The sequence below is a fragment of the Xanthomonas sontii genome (assembly GCF_040529055.1).
Taxonomy (GTDB): Bacteria; Pseudomonadota; Gammaproteobacteria; order Xanthomonadales; family Xanthomonadaceae; genus Xanthomonas_A; species Xanthomonas_A sontii.
Map to the genome: position 1 here is coordinate 3,136,250 of NZ_CP132342.1, position 25,282 is coordinate 3,161,531.

The window sequence follows — 25,282 nt, forward strand, 5'->3', positions numbered from 1 at the left end:
TCCGTGAGGGAAGAAGCCGATATGATGCAGTGCGCACCCGAGCCGGCACAAGCGAAGCGGGCGCATCCGTTGGGTTTCAGCCAGGAGAATGCAGGCAATGTCGACGATCAGACCGGTGTTCTACGTGTCCGATGGAACCGGTATCACCGCTGAAACCATTGGGCATAGCCTGCTCACCCAGTTCAGCGGTTTCAGCTTCGTCACCGACCGCATGTCGTTCGTCGACGATCCGGAAAAAGCCCGCGACGCCGCGCAGCGGATCCATGCGGCAGGGGAGCGCTATCAGGTTCGGCCGATCGTGGTCAACTCCTGCGTCGATCCGCAACTGAGCATGCTGCTGGCCGAGAGCGGGGCGCTGATGCTCGACGTGTTCGCGCCCTTCATCGAGCCGCTGGAGCGCGAATTGAACGCGCCGCGGCACTCGCGGGTGGGACAGGCGCACGGTCTGGTCGACTTCGAGACCTACCACCGCCGCATCAACGCGATGAACTTCGCGCTCGCGCACGACGACGGCATCGCGCTTACCTACGACGAAGCCGACGTGATCCTGGTGGCGGTGTCGCGCGCGGGCAAGACCCCGACCTGCATCTACTTGGCGCTGCATTACGGCGTGCGCGCGGCGAACTATCCGTTGACCGACGAGGACCTGGAGAGCGATCGGCTGCCACCGCGGCTGCGCGCGTATCGCAACAAGCTGTTCGGGCTGACCATCGATCCGGAGCGGCTGCAGCAGATCCGCCAGGAGCGGCGGCCGAATTCGCGTTACTCCAACGCCGAGACCTGCCGGCGCGAAGTGGCGGCGGCCGAAACCATGTTCCGCATGGAGCGGATTCCGACCCTGAGCACCACGCATACCTCGATCGAGGAGATTTCCAGCAAGGTGCTGGCGACGCTGGGACTGCAGCGCGAGATGTTCTGAGAGAGGGTGTGACTGGCCAGCGCGCGCCGGTCGGGCGGGGCCGTTCCTGGCGGCGACGGCATTTCCGCACGTCCTCGCAGGGATTTCCACGGTAGGCCGCTGGCGCCGATCCGTCAATGCTGCCGCCGGCGCGATCCAGCGTGTAGGATCGGTCCATGCAGCACGCCATGACCCGCAGCGAACGCATCCCCCGGCTCAGCCGTTTCGGCTGGCTGATGGGGCTGTACGCCGAGAACTATCTGCACCTGAATCGCCTGTTCGTGCCGGCCGACCTGGCCGCCGGCAGCTACGTGTCCAGCATCGGCGACGGCCTGGACCTGCGCCTGGACGTGATCGAGCGTCACCGCTACACCGTCGAACTGCGCCTGACCTACGATCTGTGCGACCCGCTGACCGGCGAGCCGGACCCGTCGGCCTACGTGCGCCTGTACCTGGACGCGCGCCAGGCCGAGACCACGCATTGCTATGTCGGCCGCCGCTGGCAGGACGTGATGGGGCTGTACCCGCCGCCGGCGGAACTGATCAGCCATCGCATGCGTATGAACACCTTCCTCGGCAAATGGCTGGAATATCTGGCCGAGCGCGGCCACGGCGTGGCCACGCTGCGATCGGCGCCGCCGTTGCCGCGCGCGGCGCAGGACGCGGCGACGCCCGCCGTCTAGCCACAGGCTGGACCAGGCGACGGCGCGGTTACGGCATACTGCGCGCCCGTCGTCCTCTGCCTTCGTCGCATGCCTTACACCCCCATCGTCGCCACCTTGGGCTACGTGCTCTCGCCCGATCGCAGCCAGGTGCTGCTGGTCCATCGCAATGCCCGGCCCGGCGACCATCACCTGGGCAAGTACAACGGCCTGGGCGGCAAGGTGGAGGCGGACGAGGACGTCCTGGCCGGCATGCGCCGCGAGATCCTGGAGGAGGCCGGCATCACCTGCGAGGCGTTGCAGTTGCGCGGCACCATCAGCTGGCCGGGCTTCGGCAAGCACGGCGAGGACTGGCTGGGCTTCGTGTTCCTGATCGAGGCCTACGCGGGCGAGCCGTTCGCCGAGAACGCCGAGGGCACGCTGGCCTGGGTGCCGATCGCGCAGATGGACACGCTGCCGCTGTGGGAGGGCGATCGCCATTTCCTGCCGCTGGTGTTCGATGGCGACCCGCGCCCGTTCCACGGGGTCATGCCATACCGCGACGGACGCATGCAGTCCTGGCGCTACTCGCGGGTCTGACGCGCTCGCGCTGCCGTAAAGCCCCTCTCCCCTCGGGAGAGGGGTTGGGGTGAGGGTACGGCGCGAAAGCGACGCGCGCAGTTTGGTTGCAGCAGGCTCCGCCCGTACCCTCATCCGGCCCTTCGGGCCACCTTCTCCCGACGGGAGAAGGAACAGCCTGTTCCTGCCGCTGGTATTCGACGGCGACCCACGCCCGTTCCGCGGGGTCATTCCGTATCGCGACGGACGCATGCAGTCCTGGCGCGACTCGCGGGTCCGACACGCTCGCGCTGCCGTAAAGCCCCTCTCCCATCGGGAGAGGGGTTGGGGTGAGGGTACGACGCGAAAGCGACGCGCGGAGTTTGATTGCGCCAGGCTTCGCCCGTACCCTCATCCGGCCCTTCGGGCCACCTTCTCCCGACGGGAGAAGGAACAGCCTATTCCTGCCGCTGGCGTTCGACGGCGACCCACGCCCGTTCCACGGGGTCATGCCGTACCGCGACGGATGCATGCAGTCCTGGCGCTACTCGCGGGTCTGACGCGCTCGCGCTGCCGTAAAGCCCCTCTCCCATCGGGAGAGGGGTTGGGGTGAGGGTATGGCGCGAAAGCGACTCGCGGAGTTTGGGGGGGCGAGGGTGCGGCGCCAAGCGTCTCGCGATGTTTGGTTGCACCAGGTTTCGCCCGTACCCTCATCCGGCCCTTCGGGCCACCTTCTCACGTCGGGAGAAGGAACAGCCTCTGCCTTTCGCGTCGGGGGATGGGCGAGGGGCCGGCGCGCCGCTCGGTCGAACGCTCGCGCGACACCGCCTCCGTTTTGTCCACAGCGGCTGTGGATCGATCCTGCACAAGCCTGTGGGCAAACTGGCCAAGTCGCTGAAATGGCTGCCCGATTCTGCCGTGTGGCGAAAATTTCATCAGTCCCGGTCGCGCTTCTCCACAGCTGGTGTGGATGAAAGCGCACGAACGCTGTGGATAAGATGCCAGTGGCGTTGTGCCACAACGGCAGCCGCCGCAATGGCGAAAAATTGACCAGCGTCGATCGCGCGACCCAGCAGGCGCACGTGCGCGCTTGCCGCAGCGCTACTGCGCGGTCCAGCCGCCGTCGATGGCGATGGTCTGCGCGGTGATGTTGCGCGCCGCCGGCGAGGCCAGGAACGCCACGCAGCCGGCCAGTTCGTCGTAGGCGATGAACACGCCCTTGGGCATCGGCTTGAGCATCACCTGGGCGATCACGTCGGCTTCGGAAATGCCGCGGGTGCGCGCCTGGTCGGCGATCTGCTTGTCCACCAGCGGCGTTTTCACATAGCTGGGGCAGAGCGTGTTGATGGTGATGTCGGTGTCGGCGGTCTCCAGTGCGATCACCTTGGAGAAGCCGACCAGGCCGTGCTTGGCGGCGACGTAGGCGCTCTTGTACGGGCTGGCGACCAGCGAGTGGATGCTGCCGATGTTGACGATGCGGCCGAAGCCGCGTTCGCGCATGCCCGGCAGCACCGCCTGGGTCAGCCGGGCGACCCCGGTCAGCATCACCTCCACCAGCAGGCTCCACTTGTCCATCGGGAACTCCTGCAGCGGCGCCACATGCTGCAGCCCGGCGTTGTTGACCAGCACGTCCACCGGCCGGCTGACGGCGGCCAGCGCCGCGGCGATGCTGTCCGCACTGGCCACGTCCAGCGCCACCGCCTCGGCCGAGCCGCCGGCCTGGCGCACCTGCGCGGCGACCGTTTCGGCGGCCTTGAGGTCGAGGTCGCTGACGACGATGTGGCGGCCGTCGGCGGCCAGTGCGTGGGCGATGCCGGCGCCGATGCCGCTGGCGGCGCCGGTGATCAGGACGGTCTGCATGGGGAGTACCTGCGCGGAGTGGGGGGCGATCAGCGTAGCAGCGCGCCGCGACGCCTGGCAGCGGCCGCTCGCCAGTGCGGCGGCGCCACGCTACCCTGTGCCGTCGCTCGCCGCTCACGCCGGATCCGCCACGTTATGCCGATGAAACGCCACTTCTCCATGCTGCGCGAGTTCCAGCTGGCCGACTGGTTCACCCTCGCCAACGCCTTCTGCGGCACCGGCGCGGTGTTCGCGGCGATGCGCTTCCTGCAGGACGGCCGCCGCAGCGACCTGCTGTTCGGCATGGCGCTGATCCCGCTGGCATTCGTGTTCGACGCGCTGGACGGGCGGGTGGCGCGCTGGCGCAAGTCGTCCTCGACCCTGGGCCGCGAGCTGGACTCGCTCGCCGACGTGATCTCCTTCGGCGTGGCCCCGGCGGCGCTGGCCTACGCCTGCGGCATGCAGGGCGGCTGGGACTGGCTGGTGCTGAGCTTCTTCGTCTGCTGCGGGGTCAGCCGCCTGGCCCGCTACAACGTCACCGCCGAGCAGATCGCCGGCGACGGCGACAAGGTGCCGTACTTCGAGGGCACGCCGATCCCGAGCAGCCTCGGCCTGGTCATCGTGCTGGCGATCGCCGCGCACCTGGGCCATATCGGCGACGCCTTGTGGTGGGGCGAGTGGCGGTTGGGGCCGTGGCTGCTGCACCCGCTGGCGCTGCTGTTCGCGCTGTCCGGCTCGCTGATGATCAGCAAGACGCTACGCATCCCCAAGCCCTGATCGCAGCGGGTTGCTATCATCGCGGGCCAGGTCTGGAGAGTGGCGATGAAGGCTAGCGGCGGTGGCGCCGGCGATTTCGAGGCGATGACGCGGCAGTACTGGGACGCCTGGAGCGCCGCATTGCGCCAGGGCGCAGTGGCCCCCGCGTCGCACGCAGCTGGCGATGGCGCCGGTTCCTGGCGCGAGGCGATCGCGGCCTGGAGCCAGTGGCTGCCGCGCGGCAGCGCGCCGCAGGCCGAGGACGCGCTGGCGCAGTTCCAGCAGCAGGCCGGCGACTGGCTCGGCGCGATGCAGCAGGTGGCAGCGCAGTTCGCCGGTCGCGACGCCAGCAGTGCCGACGTCGCCGACGCCTGGAAGCGACAGGTACAGGGTCAACGCGAGCAATTGCTGCAGTGGCTGCTGGGTGCGGTGCGCGGGGCCGGCCAGGCCGGGATCGACCCGTGGCTGCAGCAGGCGGCGCAGTGGCTGCAGGGCCTGCAACGCGACAGTGGCCCATGGTTGCAGATGCCCGGGTTCGGCCCGGCGCGCAACCACCAGGCGCGATGGCGGGCGCTGGCCAAGGCCCAGCAGGACTATCAGGCGCAGTTGCAGGCCTATCTGGGGCTGCTGCAGGTTGCCATCGACCGCGCCTTCGGCCTGTTCGAGGAGAAGCTGCGCGCGCACGAGGATCCGGGCCGGCAACTGACCAACGCGCGGGCGATGTTCGATCTGTGGATCGACGCGGCCGAGGAAGCGTACGCGGCGGCCGCGCTGTCGCCGGAGTTCCGCCAGGTCTACGCCGACGTCGCGAACGCGCAGATGCGCCTGCGCGCCCTGCTGCAGCGCGAGACAGAGCAGGTGTGCGAGCAGGTGGGCCTGCCCACGCGTACCGAACTGGATGCCGCGCATCGGCGCATCGCCGACCTGGAACGGCGGCTGCGACGACTAGAGCGCGGCGAAGGGCAGGGCGCGACTGCCGAGGCCGGACCTGCACCGGTTGCTCCGGTCCCGGCTGCGCCGCAGAAGAGCCCCCGGAAGACCGCGGCCAAGTCGGCCCCTGCGCGGGCGGCAGCCGCCGCGCCCAAATCCAAGTCCAAATCCAACGCCGCCACGCCAGCGAAGGCCACGCCCGCCGCCAAGTCGCGGCGGGCCGGGACCACGCCGGCGGCACGCCGGAGTCGCGCATGAAGGGACCGCTGAGTTTCAGCAGCGACGATCTGGTCCAGGAAACCCTGGAGCTGCAGCGCAAGCTGCTTGAGGGCCTGCGCGTGCTGCCGGGCCTGGACACGGTGGACTACGGCGCCACCGCGCGCCAGGAAGTGTGGCGCGACGGCAAGGTGGTGCTGTACCGCTTCGTCGGCGAACGCCCGCCCACCGCCAAGGTGCCGCTGCTGATCGTCTATGCCCTGGTCAACCGCCCGTACATGGTCGACCTGCAGGCCGACCGCTCGCTGGTGCAGGGACTGCTGGCGCTGGGCGAGGACGTCTATGTGCTGGACTGGGGCTACCCGGACCGCTCCGAGCGCTACCTGACGCTGGAGGACTACCTGCTGCGCTACATCGACGGCGCGGTGGACCATCTGCGTTCCGCCGGCGGCGGCGCCCCCGTCAACATGCTCGGCATCTGCCAGGGCGGCACGTTCTCGCTGTGCTACGCGGCTTTGCAGCCGGAGAAAGTGCGCAACCTGATCACCATGGTCACCCCGGTGGATTTCCACACCCCGGACAACATGCTGTCCAACTGGGCGCGCCAGGTCGACGTCGACCTGTTCGTGGACACGCTGGGCAACGTGCCGGCGGACCTGATGAACGTCAGCTACCTGATGCTCAAGCCGTTCCGCCTGAACCTGCAGAAGTACGTCGGCCTGCTCGACATCCTCGACGATCCGCGGGCGCTGGAGGACTTCCTGCGCATGGAGAAATGGATCTTCGATTCGCCGGATCTGGCCGGCGAGACCTTCCGCGAGTTCGTCAAGCAGTTCTATCAGGACAACGCGCTGATGCACGGGCGCGCGCGCATCGGTGCGCACACGGTGGACCTGGGTCGGGTCACCATGCCGGTGCTCAACGTCTATGCCGAGCAGGACCACCTGGTGCCGCCGGATGCGTCGCGGGCGCTGCGCGGCGTGGTCGGCAGCCGCGACTACGCCGAACTGAGTTTCCGCGGCGGCCATATCGGTATCTACGTCTCCGGCCGCGCCCAACGCGAAGTGCCGGCGGCGCTGCATCAGTGGCTGGCCGAGCGCGATGGCGGGCACTGAGCGCCAGCGGCGACGCGTCGTGCCGCCAGGGGCGCGTCTTGCTGGCGTCGTCTTGGCGGTGGCGCTGGCCTGGCTGAGCGTGGAGCGCGGCATCGCTGCGCCTGCGGCCGCGGCCGACCGTGAAATCCGCGGACTGCTGGCGGCGTTGCAGTCCTCGCCGTGCCGGTTCCAACGCAACGGGACCTGGTACTCCGGTCGCGAGGCCGAGGCGCATCTGCAGCGCAAGTATGCGGCACTGCGTTCGCGCGACCTGGTGGACAGCGCCGAGCAGTTCATCGCGCGAGGCGCCAGCCGCAGCAGCGTCAGCGGAAGCGCCTACCGTGTCGCCTGTCCTGGCCGGCCGGAGCAGGAGGCGGCGGCCTGGTTCGAGCAACAATTGGCGGCGTTGCGCCGTCACGCCGCGCCCGCGCCGGCGCGCGTAGAGTGAGCCAGCCGCCGTCGCTGGAGCCGCTGCCATGTCGCAACCCCGTTCGCTGTCGCGCTCGTTGAACGACCGCATGATCGCGGGCGTGATGGGCGGGATCGCCCACCGCTTCGGCTGGAATGCAACTCTGCTGCGGGTGCTGTACGTGGTCGGGTCGATCGTCTCGGCCGCCTTCCCCGGCATCCTGGTCTATCTGATCCTGTGGCTGCTGATTCCCAACGAAGCCGATTGACGCGGCCGCTGTCGCGGGTCTGGCGCCGTGCCGGCATCGCCGTCGGCGTCCTCTGGACCTCGCCGAACACTGTCCTGGGCATGCTCGTCGGGACCATCGCGCTGGCCTTCGGTGCGCGCCTGCGCTTCAGCCGACGCGAACTGGCGCTGGTGTTCGAACGCGTGCCGATGCGGCCACGCGGGGCGATGACGCTGGGCAACGTGATCCTGCTCAGCGCAGACGATCTGGACGTGGCCTGCGCCACCTACGAACACGCTGCCGGTCGTTGCCGGCATCCTGCGGTACGGCTCGGCGACCACGAACGTGCGCACGTGCTGCAGTACATGCTGCTCGGGCCGCTGTTCCTGCCGGTGTACCTGGCCTGCGGCGGGGTCAGCGTGCGCAATCCATTGGAACGCGCCGCCGATCGCTATGCGCTGTACGGTCGGGGTTGGTGGCCGGGGACGGGTTGAGCGCGTGGCGTCCGCAAACCGCTGCTTTCGCAATGCACGACGTTGCCGCGCAGGAGCGGCTTCAGCCGCGACGGGCTTTCCCGGGAACGCCCCGGTCGCGGCTGAAGCCACTCGTACGGATGTACCAGAGGCGCTTGTTGGTGGCTCGGGTCAGTCGAGCCGGGAAAAACCGAACAGGCGCTTGAGCGGGTGCGCATGCCGCTCGATCTGGGCGCGCAGCAGGCCGGCGCCGATCATGCTGTAGGTGATGCCGTTGCCGCCGTAGGCCATGGCGAACTGCACGCGCGGGCCGTGCTGCGGGTGCGGGCCGAAGAACGGCAGGCCGTCCTCGGTCTCGGCGAAGGTGCCGGCCCAGGCGAAGGTCGGCTGCAAATCCAGTCCCGGCATCACCTTGGCGATCTTGCGCGACAGCGTGCGCGCCTTGCTGTCCACGCGCGCGTCGCGGCGCGCCGGCACGTCCACGCTGTCGTCCTCGCCGCCGGCGACGATGCGGCCGTTGCCGGTGCTGCGCAGGTACAGATACGGCCGCGCACTTTCCCAGATCATGGTGTCGCGCAATGGGCCGAGGACGGAAGGCTCGAGCGGGTCGCTGACGAAGGCGTAGCTGCTGCGGTTGCGTGCCACGCGTTGATCCAGCCAGTGCTGGTTGGCGTAGCCGGCGGCCATCACCACATGGCCGGCGCGCACCTGCGCGCCATGATCGGTGTGCAGGGTCACGCCGCGGCCAGTGACCACGATCCGCGCGATGCGGGTGCGGTCGTAGACGCCGACGCCGCGTCGGAAGGCGCGGCCGAGCAGGCGATAGGTGAGGCGGTACGGATCCACCCGTGCCGCCTGGTGGCTGAGGATCGCGCCGTGCGCCTGCAGGCCGTAGTCCGCGTCCAGCGTCTGCGCGTCCAGCCATTCCACGTCCAGGCCGTGTCGCGCGCGCACTTCCAGCTCTTCCAGCAGCACCCGCACGTGGCGGCGTTTGCTGGCGTAGTACAGGCTGTCGTTCCAGCCGAAGTCGACATCGCGCAGCGGCCGGACCAGGTCGCGCAACTGCTCCAGCGCCTGGGCGCAGGCGCCGTAGGCGAGGGCGGCGGCAGGTTCGCCATAGCGCTTGGCCAGATCGATCAGATGGGTGTCGATCTCGTACTGCAGCAGGGCGGTGCTGGCCGCGGTGCTGCCCCAGCCGATGTCGCGCTGCTCCAGGACCGTCACGGCATGCCCGTGCGCGCTCAGTTCTTCGGCGATCAAGGCGCCGGTGATACCGCCGCCGACGACCGCGACATCGCAGCGCACGTCGTCGCGCAGCTGCGGAAAGCTCTGCATCAGGCCGTTGCGGACCGACCAGAAGGGATAACCGCTCTTGAGATCCATGACGCCCCGGCGCAGAAAGGATGTGCGACTTAGGCGCAGGTCCGGTTAAGTCCGCGTGAGCCGCCGCGGACGTCATGTTCGGGCAAACAGCCGCGATTAATCTCGGTGCAGAAGTCCCTCACATGGCGCTGTGTATGGTGCGCGCCAGTTCCACGAATTCCCTGTAGAGGAAGCGTCATGTCGGTCGTTCTGTATATCGGTGGCAGCAAGGACGGAGAGAAGGGCGTCGTGCCCTACGGGTTCCGCAAGTCCATGAAGGAAACCGAGGCAGGCCCGGAGATCTATGTCGAGCGCGTGCTGGCATTGAGCGATCGGCAGGTGCGGATCATGGCGCTGGAGTCGCTGCAGGACGATATCGTGGTAGAACGCCTGCACAGGTATTATTCGCGTTGACGCCGGCGTGCGAACCCCGGTGTGGCCGCCCGCCTAGGCGGGCCAGCGACGGTTCGCATCGACCTGCCACCGACCATGCCCGCACCAGAAACCAGCAACACCTCGGCGCCGCCGACGACCGTCGACCCCAACGCACCCACCGACATGTCCAATCAGCGCAGCGATATTTTCTTCGCTGCGGTGCAGACCACGCGCATGCCGATGATCGTGACCGATCCGCGGCAGCCGGACAATCCGATCATCTTCGTCAACCGCGCGTTCCTGGAAATGACCGGTTACGGTCGCGAGGAATTGATCGGCAATAACTGCCGCTTCCTGCAGGGGCCGGACACCGATCGCGAGACCGTACGCAGCGTCCGCGACGCCATTACCTCGCATGACGAAGTGGCGGTGGAGATCCTCAACTATCGCAAGGACGGTTCCAGCTTCTGGAATGCGCTGTATATCTCCCCGGTGTATGACGACCGCGGCGAGCTGGTGTATTTCTTCGGTTCGCAGCTGGACGTCAGCCGTCGCCGCGATGCCGAGGACGCGCTGCGCCAGGCGCAGAAGATGGAGGCGCTGGGTCAGCTGACCGGCGGCATCGCGCACGACTTCAACAACCTGCTGCAGGTCATGTCCGGGTATCTGGAACTGATCGAGCACGCGGTCGAGAGCGACCCGCTGAATCCGTCGCTGCTGCGCAAGAGCGTGGACCGCGCACGCGATGCCGCCGGCCAGGCCGCACGCCTGACCCAGCAGCTGCTGGCGTTCGCGCGCAAGCAGAAGCTGGAAGGACGCGTGCTCAATCTCAATGCCCTGGTGGCCGGGATGAGCGATGTGGCCGAGCGCACGCTGGGCGACGGCATCGCGTTCTCGCTGGAGCTGTCGCCGGACCTGCGCAACTGCCGGATCGACCCGACGCAGGCCGAAGTGGCGCTGCTCAACATCCTGATCAATGCGCGCGACGCCATGGCCGACCAGGCGGCGCCGCGTCTGGTGATCCAGACCCGCAACGTCTCGGTGCGCGCGGACGAACCCACCACCTACGACAACCTGCTGCCCGGCCACTACGTGTGCGTGTCGATCACCGACAACGGCAGCGGCATGCCGCCGGAGGTGCTGGCGCGCGTGCTGGATCCGTTCTTCACCACCAAGGAAGAGGGCAAGGGCACCGGCCTGGGTCTGTCCATGGTCTACGGCTTCGCCAAGCAGTCCGGCGGTGCGGTGCGCCTGTATTCGGAGGAGGGCCACGGCACCACCGTACGCCTGTACTTCCCGATCGACGACAACGTCGAGAACATGGCCCCGCGCGATTCGCGCACGCGCCGTCCGTTCGATCGCCAAGGCGACGAGACCATCCTGATCGTCGAGGACCGGCCGGACATCGCCGAACTGGCGCGGCTGTTCCTGGGCGACCAGGGCTATGCCACGCACGTGGTGTACAACGCGCGCGAGGCGCTGGAGCTGCTCGACACCGGCGTGCACGTGGACTTGCTGTATTCGGACCTGATCATGCCCGGCGGCCTCAACGGCGTGATGCTGGCGCGCGAGGCGCGGCGGCGCCGGCCCAAGATCAAGGTGCTGCTGACCACCGGCTATGCCGAGTCCTCGATCGAGCGTACCGATGCCGGCGGCAACGAGTTCGAGGTGCTGGCCAAGCCGTACAACCGCCAGGAGCTGATCCGCAAGGTGCGCATGGTGCTGGACGGGCCGAACGGCGTCACCTGACGCCGCCAGCTTGGCGCGCGCCTGTCAACGGGTTCCCCGGCGGCGCGCGCACTGCGAAAATGCGGGTTTTCCGCAAGGCGGCTTCGGCCGGACGCAATGCACGACACTCAGCTCGCCCAGCAGATCGCCAACACCATCGCCGCCGAGATCGGCGCGCAGCCGGCGCAGGCGCGCGCCGCCATCGCCTTGCTCGACGAGGGCGCCAGCGTCCCGTTCATCGCACGCTACCGTAAGGAAGTCACCGGCGGGCTCGACGACACCCAGTTGCGCAACCTGGAAGTGCGCCTGACTTATCTGCGCGAACTGGAAGAGCGCCGCGCCTCGGTGCTCGCCAGCATCGCCGAGCAGGGCAAGCTCAGCGACGAACTGCGTGCGGAGATCGTCGCCGCCGACACCAAGTCGCGGCTGGAAGACCTGTACCTGCCATACAAGCCCAAGCGGCGCACGCGCGCGCAGATCGCCCGCGAGGCCGGGCTGGAACCGCTCGCCGATGGCCTGCTGGCCGATCCGGGCCAGGTGCCGGAAACCTTCGCCGCTGGCTTCGTCGATGCCGACAAGGGCGTGGCCGACGTCAAGGCCGCGCTGGAAGGCGCGCGCGCGATCCTGATGGAGCGCTGGGGCGAGGATGCCGCTCTGGTCGGCGAACTGCGCACCTGGCTGGGCGAGGTGGGCGTCATCCGCGCCCGCGTGGCCGAGGGCAAGGAGCAGGAAGGCGCCAAGTACCGCGACTACTTCGATCACGCCGAAGCACTGGCCAAGATTCCTTCGCACCGATTGCTGGCGCTGTTCCGCGCGCGCCGCGAGGAGATCGTGTATCTGGAACTGGATCCCGGCAGCGAGGCCGAAGCCGGCCACCAGTACGCCGAAGGCCGCGTCGCGCTGCGCGCCGGCATCGCCAACCAGGGCCGTCCGGGCGACCGCTGGCTGCTGGATGCCTGTCGCCTGACCTGGCGCGCCAAGCTGCACATGCACCTGCTGCTGGACCTGTTCAACCAGGCGCGCGAAAAGGCCGAGGCCGAGGCGATCGCGGTGTTCGGCGACAACCTGCAGGACCTGATGCTGGCCGCGCCGGCCGGGCCGCGCGTGACCCTGGGCCTGGACCCGGGCATCCGCACCGGCTGCAAGATCGCGGTGGTCGACGCCACTGGCAAGCTGCTGGCCACCGACACCATCTATCCGCACGAGCCGCGCCGGCAGTGGGACCAGTCGCTGCACACGCTGCGGCAGCTGTGCACGCAGCACGGCGTGGAGCTGATCGCGATCGGCAACGGCACCGCCAGCCGCGAGACCGACAAGCTGGCTGCGGACTTGATCAAGCAGAATCCGCAGCTGAAGCTGGAAAAGATCGTGGTCAGCGAAGCCGGTGCCTCGGTGTATTCGGCGTCCGAGTTCGCCGCCAAGGAGTTCCCGCAGCTCGACGTGTCGCTGCGCGGCGCGGTGTCGATCGCGCGGCGCCTGCAGGATCCGCTGGCGGAACTGGTCAAGATCGAGCCCAAGGCGATCGGCGTGGGCCAGTACCAGCACGACGTCGACCAGTACCGCCTGGCGCGGGCGCTGGACGCGCGGGTGGAGGACTGCGTGAACGCGGTCGGCGTGTACGTCAACACCGCCTCGGCGGCGCTGCTGTCGCGCGTGTCCGGGCTGTCGTCGAGCGTGGCCGAGAACATCGTGCGCCACCGCGACGACAACGGCCCGTTCAAGCGCCGCAAGGATCTGCTCAAGGTGCCGCGGCTGGGCGACAAGACGTTCGAACAATGCGCTGGCTTCCTGCGCATCGCCGATGGCGAGGAACCGCTGGACGCTTCGGCGGTGCACCCGGAAGCCTATCCGGTGGTGGAGCGCATCGTCGGTGCCACCGGCAAGCCGATCAAGGCGCTGATCGGCGATGGCGGCTTCCTGCGCGGGCTCAAGCCGGACCAGTTCACTGACGAGAAGTTCGGCCTGCCGACGGTACGCGACATCCTCAAGGAACTGGAGAAGCCGGGCCGCGATCCGCGCCCGGAGTTCAAGGCGGCGCGCTTCGCCGACGGCGTGGAGGACATCAAGGACCTCAAGCCGGGCATGGTGCTGGAAGGCGTGGTCAGCAACGTCGCTGCCTTCGGCGCGTTCGTCGACATCGGTGTGCACCAGGATGGCCTGGTGCACATCTCCGCGCTCTCGGACAGCTACGTCAAGGATCCGCGCGACGTGGTCAAGGCCGGCGACATCGTCAAGGTCAAGGTGCTGGAAGTGGACGTGGCGCGCAAGCGCATCGCGCTGACCCGGCGCCTGGACGACACGCCGGCGCCGGCGCGTCCGACCGACCGCGACCGCGACGCACGTGGCGCCGGCGGCCCGCCGCGGCGCGAGCGCGACGGGCGTGGCAATGCGGGCGGCGGCAATGCCAAGCCGCGGCCGGCTGCCGCGGCGCCGGTCAACAGCGCGCTGGCCGACGCGTTCGCGCGCGCCAAGCGCAGCTGAGGTTCCAGCAGAAAAAATCCGGCGCGCTCGCGCCGGTGCATCCAGTGCCGGCCGCACGGTGCAGCCGCGCAGCGCCGACTCAGGCCGATTCGGCGCGTTGGCTCTGGTCGGTGGCGAGCGCGGCCGGTGCCGGCGCCACCAGCGATGCGGCCAGCCCGAGCAGCTTGACCGGATCCACCGGCTTGCCCAGGTGCGCATCGAAGCCGGCCTCCAGGGCCAGCGCGCGATCCTCGCTGCGCACGTAGGCGGTCAGCGCGATGGCCGGGATGCGGCTGGCTGCGCCGACACCACGGGCGCGGATGCTGCGGATCAGGCTGTGGCCGTCGCGGCGCGGCATGCCGACGTCGCTGACCAGCAGCGCATAGGGCCGTTCGCGCAGCAGCGCTTCGGCATCGTCGGCGCAGACCGCGGCCTCGACCACGGCACCGGCTTCCTGCAGGAAGCGCTGGGTGACGCCCCGCGAATCCATGTCGTCGTCCACCACCAGCACGCGCACGCCATCCAGGCGAATGCCGTCACGCCGCAGCATGCCGCCGGACAGGGCGGTATCGTTGCCACGGCGGATCGGATCCAGGCTCTGTACGTCGTTGCGCGGCAGCAGCAGGGTGAAGGTCGCGCCGAGGCCGACGCCGTCGCTGCTGACCGACAACTGTCCCTGGTGCAGTTCGGCCAGCTGCTTGGCGATCGCCAGGCCCAGGCCGAGGCCGCCGGCGCTGCGCGTGCTGCTGGCGTCGGCCTGGCGGAAGCGGTCGAACACGTGCGGCAGGAACGCCGGGTCGATGCCGATGCCGGTATCGCCGACGGCGATGCGGACGTGGGTGCTGGTGCTGTCCAGGGTCACCGTGACCGTGCCGGCGCTGGGGGTGAACTTGATGGCGTTGCCGATCAGATTGGTCAGCACCTGCTGCAGCCGCACCCGATCGCCCAGATAGGGCAGGGCGGTCGCTTCGTCGGCGACCAGCGCGATGTCGATGCCCTTGTTCTGCGCGCCGGGGCGCGCCGCATCGATGGTCTCGCTGAGCAGTGCGCGCAGGTCCAGCTCGCCGGCCTCCAGGCGGACCTTGCCGGACAGGATGGCGCTCATGTCCAACAGGTCGTCGATGATCTGCGCCTGCGAATGCGCGCTGCGCTCGATCACCTCCAGGCCCTTGGTCAGGTCCTTCTGGCGCACCGCATCGTCCTGCATCAGCCGCGACCAGCCCAGGATCGCGTTCAGCGGCGTGCGCAGCTCGTGGCTGAGCGTGGCCAGGAACTCGTCCTTCATGCGGCTGGCGCGTTCGGCCTCGCTGCGCGCGCTCTGCTCGGCGGCGAGCAGTTGCTGCAGGCGCAGGTCGGTGCCGCGGCGCTCGATGATGATGCCGGCCAGGTGCGAGGCGGAGCGCGCAAGATCCTGTTCGTGCGGGTTGGGGTAGTGCACGAACGGGTAGTACAGCGCGACCACGCCCAGCACTTCGCCGTCGCTGGCCAGGATCGGCGTCGAGCAGCAGGCGACGATGTCCGCCTCCAGGGCGGTCGCCAGATACGCCTGCCAATGCGGGTTCACCCGCACGTCGCTGCACAGCACCTGCCGGCGCAGATAGGCGGCGCGCCCGCAGCAGCCGGTGTTGGGGTCGATCGGCAGGCGCTGCACCGCCTTGCGGAAGGCGGGCGGCATGCTCGGCGCGGCGCCTTCCAGCAGGCACTGGCGGTGCTCGTCGACCAGCATGATGGTGCAGCGCAGGCCGACATCGCTCTGCGACTCGATGCCGCGCGCGATCGCCTCCAGCACCGTGCTCAGCGGCTTGCCGGTGGTGATCATCTCCAGCGCCGCACGCTCGGCGGTGGTGGCATTCTCGATGCGCTTGCGCTCGGCGATGTCCAGCAGCGAGCCGATGAAGCCCAGGAACTGGCCGGACGAACTGAAGCGCGGCGTGGCGGTGTCCACGCACCAGCGGTACTCGCCGTCGTGGCGGCGCAGGCGGTATTCCACGGTGTAGGCGCGGCGGTCGGCGCAGGCGCGCGCGAGGGTGCGGCCGACCGTGGCCAGGTCGTCGGCATGGATCATTTCCTGCCAGCCGCTGCCCAGCGCCTCCTGCTCGCTCTGCCCGGTGAACAGATACCACTGGCGGCTGATGTATTCGCAGTCGCCGTCGGCATTGGACATCCAGATCATCACCGGCGCGTTGTCGCACAGCTGGCGGAAGCGCAGTTCGCTTTCCTGCAGGCGCTGCTCGACCAGACGGCGGTCGTGGATGTCGGTGTTGGTGCCGATCCAGCGCACGATGCGGCCGCTGTCGTCGCGGATCGGCAGGGCGCGGCCGAGATGCCAGCGGTACTCGCCGTCGTGGCGGCGCAGCGGGTACTCGATCTCGTACGGCTTGCCGCTGCGCAGCGCTTCCGGCCACACCTCCATGACCCGTGCCAGGCCTTCCTCGGTGTGCACATGGCGCCAGCTGTCGTAGCCGGCCTCGCCGACCGGCAGCCCGGTGTACTCGTACCAGCGGCGGTTGAAGTAGTCGACGTGGCCGTCGGGCATGGCGGTGAACACGATCTGCGGCATCGCATCGGCCAGTTCGCTCAGGCGCGCGGCACTGCTGGCCAGTGCGCTTTGCGCGCCCGCGCGTTGCATCGATTCCCAGCAGCGCGCCGCCACCAGCCGCACCAGCTCGATCTCGGCCGAGGTCCACACGCGCGGCTGGGCCTGGTGCACGCCGATCGCGGCCACCAGGCGGCCGGCCTTGTGCAGCGGCGCGGTCAGCACGGCGCGCATGCCCAGACGACGGTAGTTCTGGTCGTCCAGGCGCATCGGCGGCTGGTGGGTCTCGGTGTCCTGCACCACCCACGGCCGGTTTTCGCGCATGCAGTCCAGCAGGTCGCTGCCGAAATCGCTGAAGCGCGAGCGCCCGGTCAGGTGCGAGGCGCCGTCGACGTAGTCGGCGCGCACGTCGAACACGTCCTCGTCCGCCTCGACGATCGCGTAGGCGCAGCGATTGGCGCCGAGGTGCTGGCCGAGCAGGGCGGCACCGGTCTCGCAGATGGCTTCGGTGCTGTGAAGGTTCTGCAGGGTGTCCTCGAGCATCAGCAGGAAGCTGTCGTGCGCCTGCGCGCGCGCCTGTTCGGTGCGGTCGATGCCATGCACCAGGATTCCGCTGACCCGGCCCTCGGCGTCGTGCATCGGCTGGTACACGCATTCCAGCGTGGTGTCCGAGGTCGCTTCGTGCGGACTGCGGCACAGCTGGAAGGTCATCGACTCGTCGATGAACGGCACGCCGCTGGTGCGGACGTTGTCGAGCAGGCCAATGACGCCCTGATGCTGGATTTCGGGGATGGCCTCGGTCAGCGGCCGGCCGACCACCTCGCGCGGTCCGACCAGCTGCTGGTAGCGCCGGTTGACGGTCTCGATCACGTAATCCGGGCCGCGCAGGATCGCCAGCGCCGCCGGCGACTGCTCGAAGGCATCGGCCATCTGCGCACGTTGCGCGTCCAGCGCCTTCAGCAGCGTGTCGCGTTCGCGCGCCAGGGTGATCCGCGCCGTATCCTCGGTGCACACGCACAGCACGCCGGCGATGCGGCCCTCGTCGTCGAACAGCGGGCTGTAGGAGAAGGTGAAATACACCTGCTCGCCGTAGCCGTTGCGCATCATCGTCAACGGAATATGTTCGTTCCAGGTCGATTCGCCGCTGGCCATCACCTGGTCGGCCTGCGCCCGCACCTCGGGCCAGACGTCCGGCCATACCTCTTCCATCGGCCGCGCGAACCCTTGCGGGTGCCGCAACCCGAGGATCGGCACGTAGGCGTCGTTGTACAGGTTGAACTGGCGCTCGCCCCAGCGCACCGCCATCGGGAACCGCGAGTTCAGGCAGATCGACAGCGCCGTGAGCAGGCTCCGCGGCCAGTGCTCCATCGGGCCCAGTTCGTGCTCACGCCAATCGATGGCGCGCAGCAAGGCCCCCGTGGCGCTGCCGGCAGGAAACCGGACAGGAGGCGGCGAACAGTCCTTGGCGTTGATGGCGGAGTTCCTCGAAGCGTTCCCGCCAGGCGGCGGGCTTACGGCCGAGGATTCTCAGGGGCGCGCGGTCGTCTTGGCGTGAGCGTCCTGCAATGCCTTGATCAGCTGTTCGGACAGGTACGGCTTGGTCAGCACCACACCGGCGGCGAAACCGGGAGGGAGCGCGTCGGCGGCCACGCCGGTGGCGAGCACGAAGGGGGTGCCACGTTCGCTGAGCGCCCGGGCCACCGGTTCGCTGGTCTCGCCGGCGGAGAGGCGGAAGTCGAGCACCGCCCGGTCCGGGCGCTCGCTGTCGATCAGCGCAAGGGCCTGCTGCACGGATGCGGCGATGCCGACCACCTCGGCACCGGCCTGGGCAAGCTGCAACTCCAGCAGCGTGGCGTTCATTTCGTCGTTCTCGACCACCAGGATACGCAGGCCCCGCAATGCCGACATCGCTTGCTCGTTAAGGTTTGGGAATGAGGAGTATAGCGGTAGCGAACTTGGAGTCGACCAAGCAGAGATCCGAGCGAACATGAAGCATTTAATCCTGTCGCAGGCGCTTCCAATCGTCTATACTCGCCAGCCGCGCCGAAGTGGCGGAATCGGTAGACGCAGCGGACTCAAAATCCGCCGCCCTTAAAAGCGTGTGGGTTCGAGTCCCACCTTCGGCACCAAGTCCAAACGGCAGCCTCGGCTGCCGTTTGCGTTTTCAGAGATTCTGCGCGTGTATCGCGCCGGTGGCGCGCCTGAGCGTGAGCAGCTCTGGCTTTTTCAAGGTGCTTGGTTGCCGAGCCTTCTGAGCTGAACCGATCGCCTGAGTCGGCGGGGCAAGGGAAGACAATTGCCGAAACAAAAAAACCCGATGCTCAGATCGGGCTTTCATGCACTGCAAAAATTGGCGTCCCCACGGGGATTCGAACCCCGGTCGCCACCGTGAAAGGGTGATGTCCTAGGCCTCTAGACGATGGGGACGCTGTTTAACGATGTCACTTTGCGGACGGCCTATGTCCGAAAAGTTGGTGGAGCCAGCCGGGATCGAACCGGCGACCTCTTGCATGCCATGCAAGCGCTCTCCCAGCTGAGCTATGGCCCCACGTGCTGCGAGGAGCGAGATGTTAGCGATGCCTACACGATGACGCAAGGGGTGAAACGCAAATTCTTCAACTTCCCGTCCATCGCTCGGGGGGGGGGGGACGGTCTGCTCTCACCATCGCTGGCATGTTCCTCCGCATCCCGCCAAAGGTCGGCGGAGGCCTGCTCGATCATTGTATGGAGGAATCTGCGCGCAACATGATCTCGATCTTGGCCGGATAGCTATAGCCTGCGCCGGTGCGGCTGTTGATGACGAAGCCGAAGCCACCGCAATGCAAGATGCTGGTGCAAGCCTTGCCCGTCATTTTTGCTCCATAGGTCTCTCGTGCTGAGTAGCCATTGCTAGTGCATGCGATGACTAGGTCGTCATCGCTGGTATGCACCGTGATAGTGCCGGGCACGACCAACTGCTTTGTACCGAACTTGTTGCTCGCCGTGCATTGGGCCGATCTTGGCGTCGAGTCGTCATTGTCGGCAATGCTTATGGAAATGTCCTGGGTCGCATCGCTGCCAAGCGCTACCTGAGCGGGACCGAATATCAGGAAAAGAGCGATGGCAATCTGGCGCTGGGACATGACGGTTCTCCGGACGGAGTGGGGGGCGGAATGTTATCAAAGCAAAGCTCGCCGATGCCTAGTTGGGCGCCATGCCGACCGGACGGCCCAGGCCGGTGAGGCGCATCAAGTAACTCACAAGGTCATCGATGTAGGTAAAAATCACGGGAATCACGATGAGGCTCAATAGCGTGGACGTCACAATGCCACCAATGACCGTGATCGCCATGGGGGCGCGAAAGCTTGAACTGCTTCCGATACTTAACGCGGTTGGCAGCATTCCGGCCACCATCGCGATGCTGGTCATGATGATCGCGCGTGCGCGATATCTACAGGCGCTGATGAGTGAATCGAAGCGAGACATGCCGTGATCGCGCCTGGCGAGGATGGTGTATTCCACCAAAAGGATGGAGTTCTTGCTGGCAATGCCCATCAGCATCAGGATACCGATCAAGGCGGGCATCGAAAATGCGCTGTTGGTGAGCAGAAGCGCTGTGAAGGCCCCCCCGAACGACAAAGGTAAAGCCACGAGAATGGTGAGGGGATGCAAGAAATTTTTGAAAAGAAGCACCAGTACGAGATAAACACAAAGCAATCCCGCCAGCATCGAGATGCCAAAGCCAGAAAACAGTTCGTGCATCAGTTCGGCGTTTCCAGACTCGCCGATCATCACATTGGGCGGCAGTATCCTTACGGACGGCAAAGCATCGACTTGCTCCATGACATCGCCGAGCTGCAAACCATTGAGTTCGGCTGTGATCGTGACCTGGCGCATGCGATCGAGACGCTCGATGCGTGAAGGACCGCCGTCAATGCGCAAGTTGGCAACCACGCCTACCGGTATCTGTATCTGGTTGTTGCCCCTGACCTTCAGCTGTGCAATCTGCTCGAGGTCTTGGCGCACGCCTTCCGGCAAACGTACACGGATAGGCACTTGGCGCTCTGGCAGATTGAGCTTGGCGAGGCGGATGTCGTAATCGCCCGCCGTCGCAATGCGTAAAGTCTCACCGATCGTCGCGGCATTGACGCCGAGCTCGGCCGCTTTAACGAAATCCGGAGTGACCACCAGTTCTGGCTTGACCAGGCTGGAGCTGGAATTGACATTGCCGATGCCACGAATGCCGCGAATCTCGCGCACGATCGCCTGGGAAGTTCTCTCCAGCGCCGGACCGTCCTCGCTAAGCAAGGTCAGGTCAAGCATCTCGGCATTGCCACTATTGCCGACCGTGACGCGTGCGCCGGGCAAATCCACCAGTGCGGCGCGCAGCGCCTGGTCGACCTCGGTCTTTCTACGCGTACGCTGCTCGGCATTCCTCAGGTTGACGGTAAGGTCAGCCTGGCCGCTCGCGCTGACGACACTGAAGACACTTGCTACGTCCGGAACGCGTTGCATCAGGACACGCGCTCGCTCTGCCGAGAGGTGGGTCTGCTGGAGCGTGGCGCCCGGTGCAAGCTCCAGCGAAACTTTTGTTTGATTGGCGTTGCTCGGTGGTAGAAAGCCGGTCGGTAGCAGAGGAATCAAGCCCAACGAACCGACAAACAGCGCGATGGCCAGAGCGACGGTGGTGCGACGGTGACTCAGACACCATGACACTAGCCCAAGATAGCGATTTGTGAGCGGTGTTGGCTTGTCCTCTTCCTTCGTCAGCGCTGGTTTGATCAGATATGCAGCCATCATTGGGGTCAGTAGGCGTGCAACCAACAATGACGAAAGCACTGCTGTGGCAGCAGTCCAGCCGAACTGCTTGAAATACTGGCCGACATAGCCTTGCATGAATGCAGTCGGCAAAAAAACTGCAACAAGGGCGAATGTGGTCGCCACAACGGCCAAGCCAATTTCCTCGGCAGCATCCATGGCGGCACGATAAGGTGTCTTCCCCATGCGTAGATGACGAATCACATTCTCGATTTCGACGATCGCGTCGTCCACTAGAATGCCCACCACCAGCGACAGTGCCAGTAAGGTAATCATGTTCAAGGTAAAGCCTAGGGCGAGCATGGCGAAGAACGTGGGAATGATCGATAGCGGAAGCGCAACTGCCGCAACCAGCGTCGCCCGCCAATCACGCATGAACAGGCCTACCACCAATACAGAGAGAAGCGCTCCTTCGTAGATGAGCCGCATGGACTCGGCATAGTTCTTCTGGATGCCAGAGATCGCGTCGAACGCTTCGGTCACGACAATGTGCTGCTCGCTCGCATTCAGTCGCGCTATTGCAGCACGCACTTCTGCAGCGACGTCCAATTCACCGGCTCCCTTGCTGCGGGAAACCTCAAAGCCAACCACGGACTTCCCGTCAAGCAAGGCGATGGATTTGCGTTCGGCAGTGCTATCGCTGACTGTTGCAATTTGCCGTAGTTGCACTTGGCGTCCATCAGGCAGGGTGATGGGCAACGCGGCGATGTCTGTCGCACTGCGGGCGGTGGCTAGGATACGTACACTCTGACGGCCGCCGCCAATGCCGGCTTTGCCGCCGGATGCCTCCTGTTGAACCAGCAGAAGGAGCTGCGAGACATCAGGGGCCGATACGTTGGCTGCGGTCATTCTTACGGGGTCAAGCTCGACCAGCACCTCACGCTCGACTCCGCCAACACGCTGGACCCGGCCTACTCCAGGCAGGGCTAACAACTTCTTTGAAATCGTTTCGTCGACGAACCAGGAAAGATCGGATTCATTCAGATGATCGGAGGACACCGCATACGTCAAGATGGGGCGCCCGGTCGTGGTCGCCTTGCTGAATATCGGATCGTTGATTTCCGAGGGAAGGGTGGTCCTGATTTCATTGACTGCATCGCGCACATCGTTCATCGCTTCGCTGATGTCCTTTCCGAAGCGGAACTCGACATCCGTCACCACCACGCCGTCTTGGATCAATGTCGTAACATGGCGGATCTGCGAAACCGATGAGAGGGAGTGCTCGATTTTTCGCGCGACTTCATTTTCCAGTTGATTGGGCGAGGCGCCGGGAAGGCTGGTGGTGACCGTCACAATCGGGAAGTCAATGTCCGGATCTTGCTGTACCGTCAATTCGCGAAAGCTATAAAACCCGGCGACACCAAGAAGAATGAATAAAACAATTGCCGGAATAGGGTGTCGTATCGAATAGCTGGAGAGGTTCACGTCTTTTCCCCTCCGGATTTTGACAGCGCATGGTCCGTTTGCGAAGTGCTTTGCTTCGCTTGCAACACGCGTACGACGTCGCCATCAGCGAGAAATCCTGCGCCTTGTTCGACGAGGCGTGTCCCGGCATGAAGTCCGCGGGTCACTTCTATGCGTTGGCCTGCACGGCGCCCGATGGTTACCGTTGTCTGCACGACCTTGTTGTTGCGTCCCAGGCAATAGACATAGCTCGCTCCGTCGCGAAAGACCACCGCGCTCTGCGGCACCGTCAATGCCTGGCTGTTGCCAAGTTCGAACCCGCCGCTCACGAACATGCCGGCTCTGATCATGTCTGATCTAGGTAGATCGACGTAGATGAGTGCAGTGAACGTGCTCTGATCCACGGTAGGGGCTCTGGCTCTTACCGTCCCATCCAAGGTCGTACCGTCGGTGAGTTGCACATGCGCGGTCTGGCCGGGTTTGATGCGCGACATCATGTCGGCCGGAACTTCGGCGCGCCATTCAAGGCGAGCCTGACGGATCAGCTTGAACAATGGGTCGCCTTGCGAAACAACCGAACCTACCGTTGCGGCCCGCTCAGAAATGGCGCCGGCGTCGGGCGCGCGCAAGACTGTCTGGCGCAAGCGGATGCGCTGACTTTCAAGGCGCGCCATCGCTTCCTGCAAGTTGGCGTTGGCACTGCGTTCTGCCGTGATGTATTGGTTTGCCTGCTGTGCGCTCATCAACTTGCTTTCGCTAAGTGTACGAGCGCGCACGGCATTGGCTCTGGCTTCCGCTGCGGCGGCGTTTTGAGCATCCACCACTGCCTCCTGCTGCGCATACTCCGCCGCAATACTGTCGCTTTGAAGTCGCGCGATGACATCGCCCTTGGCGACGATATCGCCGACGTTTGCCAAGACTTCAACGAGGCGTACGCCAGAAAGCTCGCTTCCGATAATTGTCTCCTGCCACGCGGCAACGGTGCCGTTGGCCTTTACGCTGACCGGCCATTGCTGCATCTCCGGAACGACCGTGCTGACGGTGAGGACGGAGGGGGCAGCTTCGGTGGTCGTGTCTCCCTTTGGCGTCTGCTTGCCGCCGCGCATGGCCGTTAGGACGACCAACAGACCGATACCTAGCAGAGCGACAACGGCGGCAATCCTTTTCTTGTTTTTCATCAGAAGTCCGTTCGGTTGCTTCGGTGATGCCGCGGCTGCTTGCGGTTGCCGTCAAGTGCGCACTTGTGGCCAGACGTACTTCGATCGGCCTGGAAAATTCGTTGGAGTCTTGTCGCTCACCGGTCCGCTCGGCTGGGCCGAACGGTGTCCGTGGCTGTCGGCGTGTCTGCCGAATAGGCTAGGAACAGACTGGCCGCTGCGACGAGAGTGGACGTAAGAAGCGCGAGCACTAGTGCATGCCGCAGTCGGGAGAGCCGGATCATCGACAGGTTCCTTCAGTGATCATTGGCGGTGAATGGATGGCGTAGAGCGTGAGCGATGGCTCAAAGCTGAACTGCATCGGCAGTCCGTGCGCTGCGGGCGATTCTGAGATTGGTGCGGGCGTAGCTTGCCAGCCAAAGAATGGCGCGACGGTCTAGGCGAATGCATAGGTTCCAGATGGGAATCGCGATCAGAACGTACAAGATGCCAAGCAAGGCACTTAAACAGCGTTCCGCCAAATCCGGCGCAGGTCGCCGCAAATCCGCTGTCGACTCGACGACGCGTAGGCCCGTGTGCACGATTTCCAGTTCGAGCCCGCGCTGCGGCATGTCTTGCCCCTCCATTGGTTGCTGCACTTCGATTGTAGGCGCAGTGGCGGCGCGGATCGCAATGCGGTCCACGCCGCTCACTCCGCTGGAGACGAGTAGTATGCCGGTCAGATAAACGCTGATGGCGACCGTATGCAGTGCCATGCATAGCAGAGTCAAGACCGCTGCTGGTGCTCCGAGTGCCATGTTGAGTCCCGCGAGCCCGAAGATCGCGCGTAGCAGTCGAAAGAAGTTTCCGAGACTGCTACGTCGCCGAAAAGAATCCAGCCGCACCGTTGTGCGGTATTCGGCGGCCAGTTTCTCTGGATCCCCCAAGCCGATGGCGATTTCCGCCTCGTTACGGCCTTCGGCGAGTCCATCGCTGAAATGCTGAGAGACCTCCTCCAAAAATTCCTGCTGCATCTCCGAAGGAAGGCCTCGCAGGCCACGCCTCAGCGTGTTCAAATAGGCATCGCGCGTCATGTCCTGGTCTCCTCAAGAAGGCTGTTTACCGCACCGGAGAATTCGAGCCACTCTTTGCGCAAGCGATTCAACTCCTGCTCACCGGCGGCTGTCAGCTTGTAATACTTGCGAGCTGGACTACCTGCCGCTTCGACAAGATATGTCGTCACGTAGTCGTCATTTTGCAGACGACGCATCAGCGGATAGATAGTGCCTTCGCTGATGTCGAGATGATTCGCCAACTGGGCCACGAGGTCGTAGGCGTAGTTGCTCTCGACCGCCAAAAGCGCGAGTACGCACATTTCCAACGCACCTTTCTTCAATTGCGAGTTCATGCTTGCCACCCTGGCGCTTCCGGTTCAGAGCGAACT

At 65.9% G+C, this 25,282-nt stretch carries 21 protein-coding genes, 3 tRNA genes and 2 pseudogenes; 15 read left to right on the forward strand and 11 right to left on the reverse strand.

Translation table 11 applies throughout. The annotated features are described in order from the left end of the window. Positions 1–97: 97 nt before the first annotated feature. From RAB70_RS13270 to RAB70_RS13290, 5 genes and pseudogenes are all read left to right on the forward strand, one after another. Positions 98–919 (forward strand): pyruvate, water dikinase regulatory protein, encoded by an 822-nt coding sequence (locus RAB70_RS13270; protein ID WP_010342958.1) that lies wholly within the window; start codon positions 98–100, stop codon positions 917–919. A gap of 155 nt (positions 920–1,074) precedes the next feature. Continuing rightward, positions 1,075–1,581: a DUF1249 domain-containing protein gene (locus RAB70_RS13275; protein ID WP_017909496.1), complete on the forward strand. Its 507-nt coding sequence runs from the start codon at positions 1,075–1,077 to the stop codon at positions 1,579–1,581. A 69-nt stretch (positions 1,582–1,650) separates the two neighbouring features. Then, complete coding sequence (locus RAB70_RS13280; protein ID WP_148828211.1) at positions 1,651–2,139, forward strand: 8-oxo-dGTP diphosphatase; 489 nt, start codon at positions 1,651–1,653, stop codon at positions 2,137–2,139. 160 nt (positions 2,140–2,299) lie between these two features. Further along, positions 2,300–2,395: pseudogene (locus RAB70_RS13285) on the forward strand (7,8-dihydro-8-oxoguanine triphosphatase); the annotation flags it as partial. Positions 2,396–2,528: 133 nt separating this feature from the next. Further along, positions 2,529–2,657, forward strand: a pseudogene (locus tag RAB70_RS13290) (7,8-dihydro-8-oxoguanine triphosphatase); the annotation flags it as partial. 541 nt (positions 2,658–3,198) lie between these two features. Here the strand turns inward: RAB70_RS13290 and RAB70_RS13295 are convergent. Next, positions 3,199–3,957, reverse strand: a complete 759-nt coding sequence (locus RAB70_RS13295) for a 3-hydroxybutyrate dehydrogenase (RefSeq protein ID WP_148828212.1) — start codon at positions 3,955–3,957, stop codon at positions 3,199–3,201. A gap of 141 nt (positions 3,958–4,098) precedes the next feature. Here RAB70_RS13295 and RAB70_RS13300 point away from each other — a divergent pair, with 141 nt between their 5' ends. From RAB70_RS13300 to RAB70_RS13325, 6 genes are read left to right on the forward strand one after another with little or no spacing between them, the layout of a single operon-like run. Further along, the gene (locus RAB70_RS13300) at positions 4,099–4,713 is read left to right on the forward strand and encodes a phosphatidylcholine/phosphatidylserine synthase (RefSeq protein WP_017909499.1); all 615 of its coding nucleotides are present in this window, start codon (positions 4,099–4,101) and stop codon (positions 4,711–4,713) included. A 45-nt stretch (positions 4,714–4,758) separates the two neighbouring features. After that, positions 4,759–5,880: a class III poly(R)-hydroxyalkanoic acid synthase subunit PhaE gene (phaE, locus tag RAB70_RS13305; protein WP_148828213.1), complete on the forward strand. Its 1,122-nt coding sequence runs from the start codon at positions 4,759–4,761 to the stop codon at positions 5,878–5,880. Next, positions 5,877–6,953, forward strand: a complete 1,077-nt coding sequence (locus tag RAB70_RS13310; RefSeq protein WP_148828214.1) for a class III poly(R)-hydroxyalkanoic acid synthase subunit PhaC — start codon at positions 5,877–5,879, stop codon at positions 6,951–6,953. The genes phaE and RAB70_RS13310 overlap by 4 nt, the downstream gene beginning before the upstream one ends. Before the next feature lie 52 nt (positions 6,954–7,005). Further along, positions 7,006–7,380: a DUF5329 family protein gene (locus tag RAB70_RS13315; protein ID WP_148828215.1), complete on the forward strand. Its 375-nt coding sequence runs from the start codon at positions 7,006–7,008 to the stop codon at positions 7,378–7,380. 28 nt (positions 7,381–7,408) lie between these two features. Beyond that, positions 7,409–7,609, forward strand: coding sequence for a PspC domain-containing protein (locus RAB70_RS13320; RefSeq protein WP_026144177.1), 201 nt, complete (start codon positions 7,409–7,411; stop codon positions 7,607–7,609). Next, positions 7,606–8,061, forward strand: coding sequence for a hypothetical protein (locus RAB70_RS13325; protein ID WP_017913022.1), 456 nt, complete (start codon positions 7,606–7,608; stop codon positions 8,059–8,061). Before RAB70_RS13320 ends, RAB70_RS13325 begins: the two co-directional genes overlap by 4 nt. Before the next feature lie 150 nt (positions 8,062–8,211). Here RAB70_RS13325 and RAB70_RS13330 read toward each other — a convergent pair whose 3' ends face one another. Continuing rightward, positions 8,212–9,423 (reverse strand): FAD-binding oxidoreductase, encoded by a 1,212-nt coding sequence (locus RAB70_RS13330; protein WP_148828216.1) that lies wholly within the window; start codon positions 9,421–9,423, stop codon positions 8,212–8,214. Between the two features lie 177 nt (positions 9,424–9,600). On the opposite strand from RAB70_RS13330, the gene RAB70_RS13335 reads away from it, so the two are divergent. The 3 genes from RAB70_RS13335 (at position 9,601) to RAB70_RS13345 (ending at position 13,986) form a co-directional block, all read left to right on the forward strand. Then, a complete protein-coding gene (locus RAB70_RS13335) occupies positions 9,601–9,816 on the forward strand; it encodes a hypothetical protein (RefSeq protein WP_017907884.1) in 216 nt (71 codons plus the stop codon). 75 nt (positions 9,817–9,891) lie between these two features. Then, positions 9,892–11,526 (forward strand): hybrid sensor histidine kinase/response regulator, encoded by a 1,635-nt coding sequence (locus RAB70_RS13340; protein ID WP_148828217.1) that lies wholly within the window; start codon positions 9,892–9,894, stop codon positions 11,524–11,526. A 96-nt stretch (positions 11,527–11,622) separates the two neighbouring features. Beyond that, positions 11,623–13,986, forward strand: a complete 2,364-nt coding sequence (locus RAB70_RS13345; protein WP_148828218.1) for a Tex family protein — start codon at positions 11,623–11,625, stop codon at positions 13,984–13,986. 79 nt (positions 13,987–14,065) lie between these two features. Here RAB70_RS13345 and RAB70_RS13350 read toward each other — a convergent pair whose 3' ends face one another. Together RAB70_RS13350 and RAB70_RS13355 are read right to left on the reverse strand one after the other, a co-directional pair. Then, complete coding sequence (locus RAB70_RS13350) at positions 14,066–17,869, reverse strand: PAS domain-containing protein (protein ID WP_225851572.1); 3,804 nt, start codon at positions 17,867–17,869, stop codon at positions 14,066–14,068. Positions 17,870–18,028: 159 nt separating this feature from the next. After that, positions 18,029–18,409 (reverse strand): response regulator, encoded by a 381-nt coding sequence (locus tag RAB70_RS13355; protein WP_017909846.1) that lies wholly within the window; start codon positions 18,407–18,409, stop codon positions 18,029–18,031. A gap of 134 nt (positions 18,410–18,543) precedes the next feature. Between RAB70_RS13355 and RAB70_RS13360 the strand changes: the two genes are divergently transcribed. Next, a tRNA-Leu gene (locus RAB70_RS13360) sits at positions 18,544–18,630 on the forward strand. A gap of 222 nt (positions 18,631–18,852) precedes the next feature. Here RAB70_RS13360 and RAB70_RS13365 read toward each other — a convergent pair. The 7 genes from RAB70_RS13365 to RAB70_RS13395 all read right to left on the reverse strand — a co-directional run bounded on the left by RAB70_RS13365 (position 18,853) and on the right by RAB70_RS13395 (position 25,246). Beyond that, positions 18,853–18,928, reverse strand: a tRNA-Glu gene (locus RAB70_RS13365). A gap of 45 nt (positions 18,929–18,973) precedes the next feature. Next, positions 18,974–19,049: transfer RNA gene (locus RAB70_RS13370), tRNA-Ala, on the reverse strand. 169 nt (positions 19,050–19,218) lie between these two features. Continuing rightward, positions 19,219–19,623, reverse strand: coding sequence for a hypothetical protein (locus RAB70_RS13375; protein WP_148828220.1), 405 nt, complete (start codon positions 19,621–19,623; stop codon positions 19,219–19,221). Positions 19,624–19,681: 58 nt separating this feature from the next. After that, positions 19,682–22,723 (reverse strand): efflux RND transporter permease subunit, encoded by a 3,042-nt coding sequence (locus tag RAB70_RS13380; protein ID WP_148828221.1) that lies wholly within the window; start codon positions 22,721–22,723, stop codon positions 19,682–19,684. Beyond that, entirely contained in the window at positions 22,720–23,880 is a 1,161-nt protein-coding gene (locus tag RAB70_RS13385; protein WP_148828222.1) for an efflux RND transporter periplasmic adaptor subunit, read from the reverse strand. Before RAB70_RS13385 ends, RAB70_RS13380 begins: the two co-directional genes overlap by 4 nt. A 323-nt stretch (positions 23,881–24,203) precedes the next feature. After that, the gene (locus tag RAB70_RS13390) at positions 24,204–24,932 is read right to left on the reverse strand and encodes a DUF1700 domain-containing protein (RefSeq protein ID WP_148828223.1); all 729 of its coding nucleotides are present in this window, start codon (positions 24,930–24,932) and stop codon (positions 24,204–24,206) included. After that, positions 24,929–25,246: a PadR family transcriptional regulator gene (locus tag RAB70_RS13395; protein ID WP_148828224.1), complete on the reverse strand. Its 318-nt coding sequence runs from the start codon at positions 25,244–25,246 to the stop codon at positions 24,929–24,931. The genes RAB70_RS13390 and RAB70_RS13395 overlap by 4 nt, the downstream gene beginning before the upstream one ends. Positions 25,247–25,282: the final 36 nt, after the last annotated feature.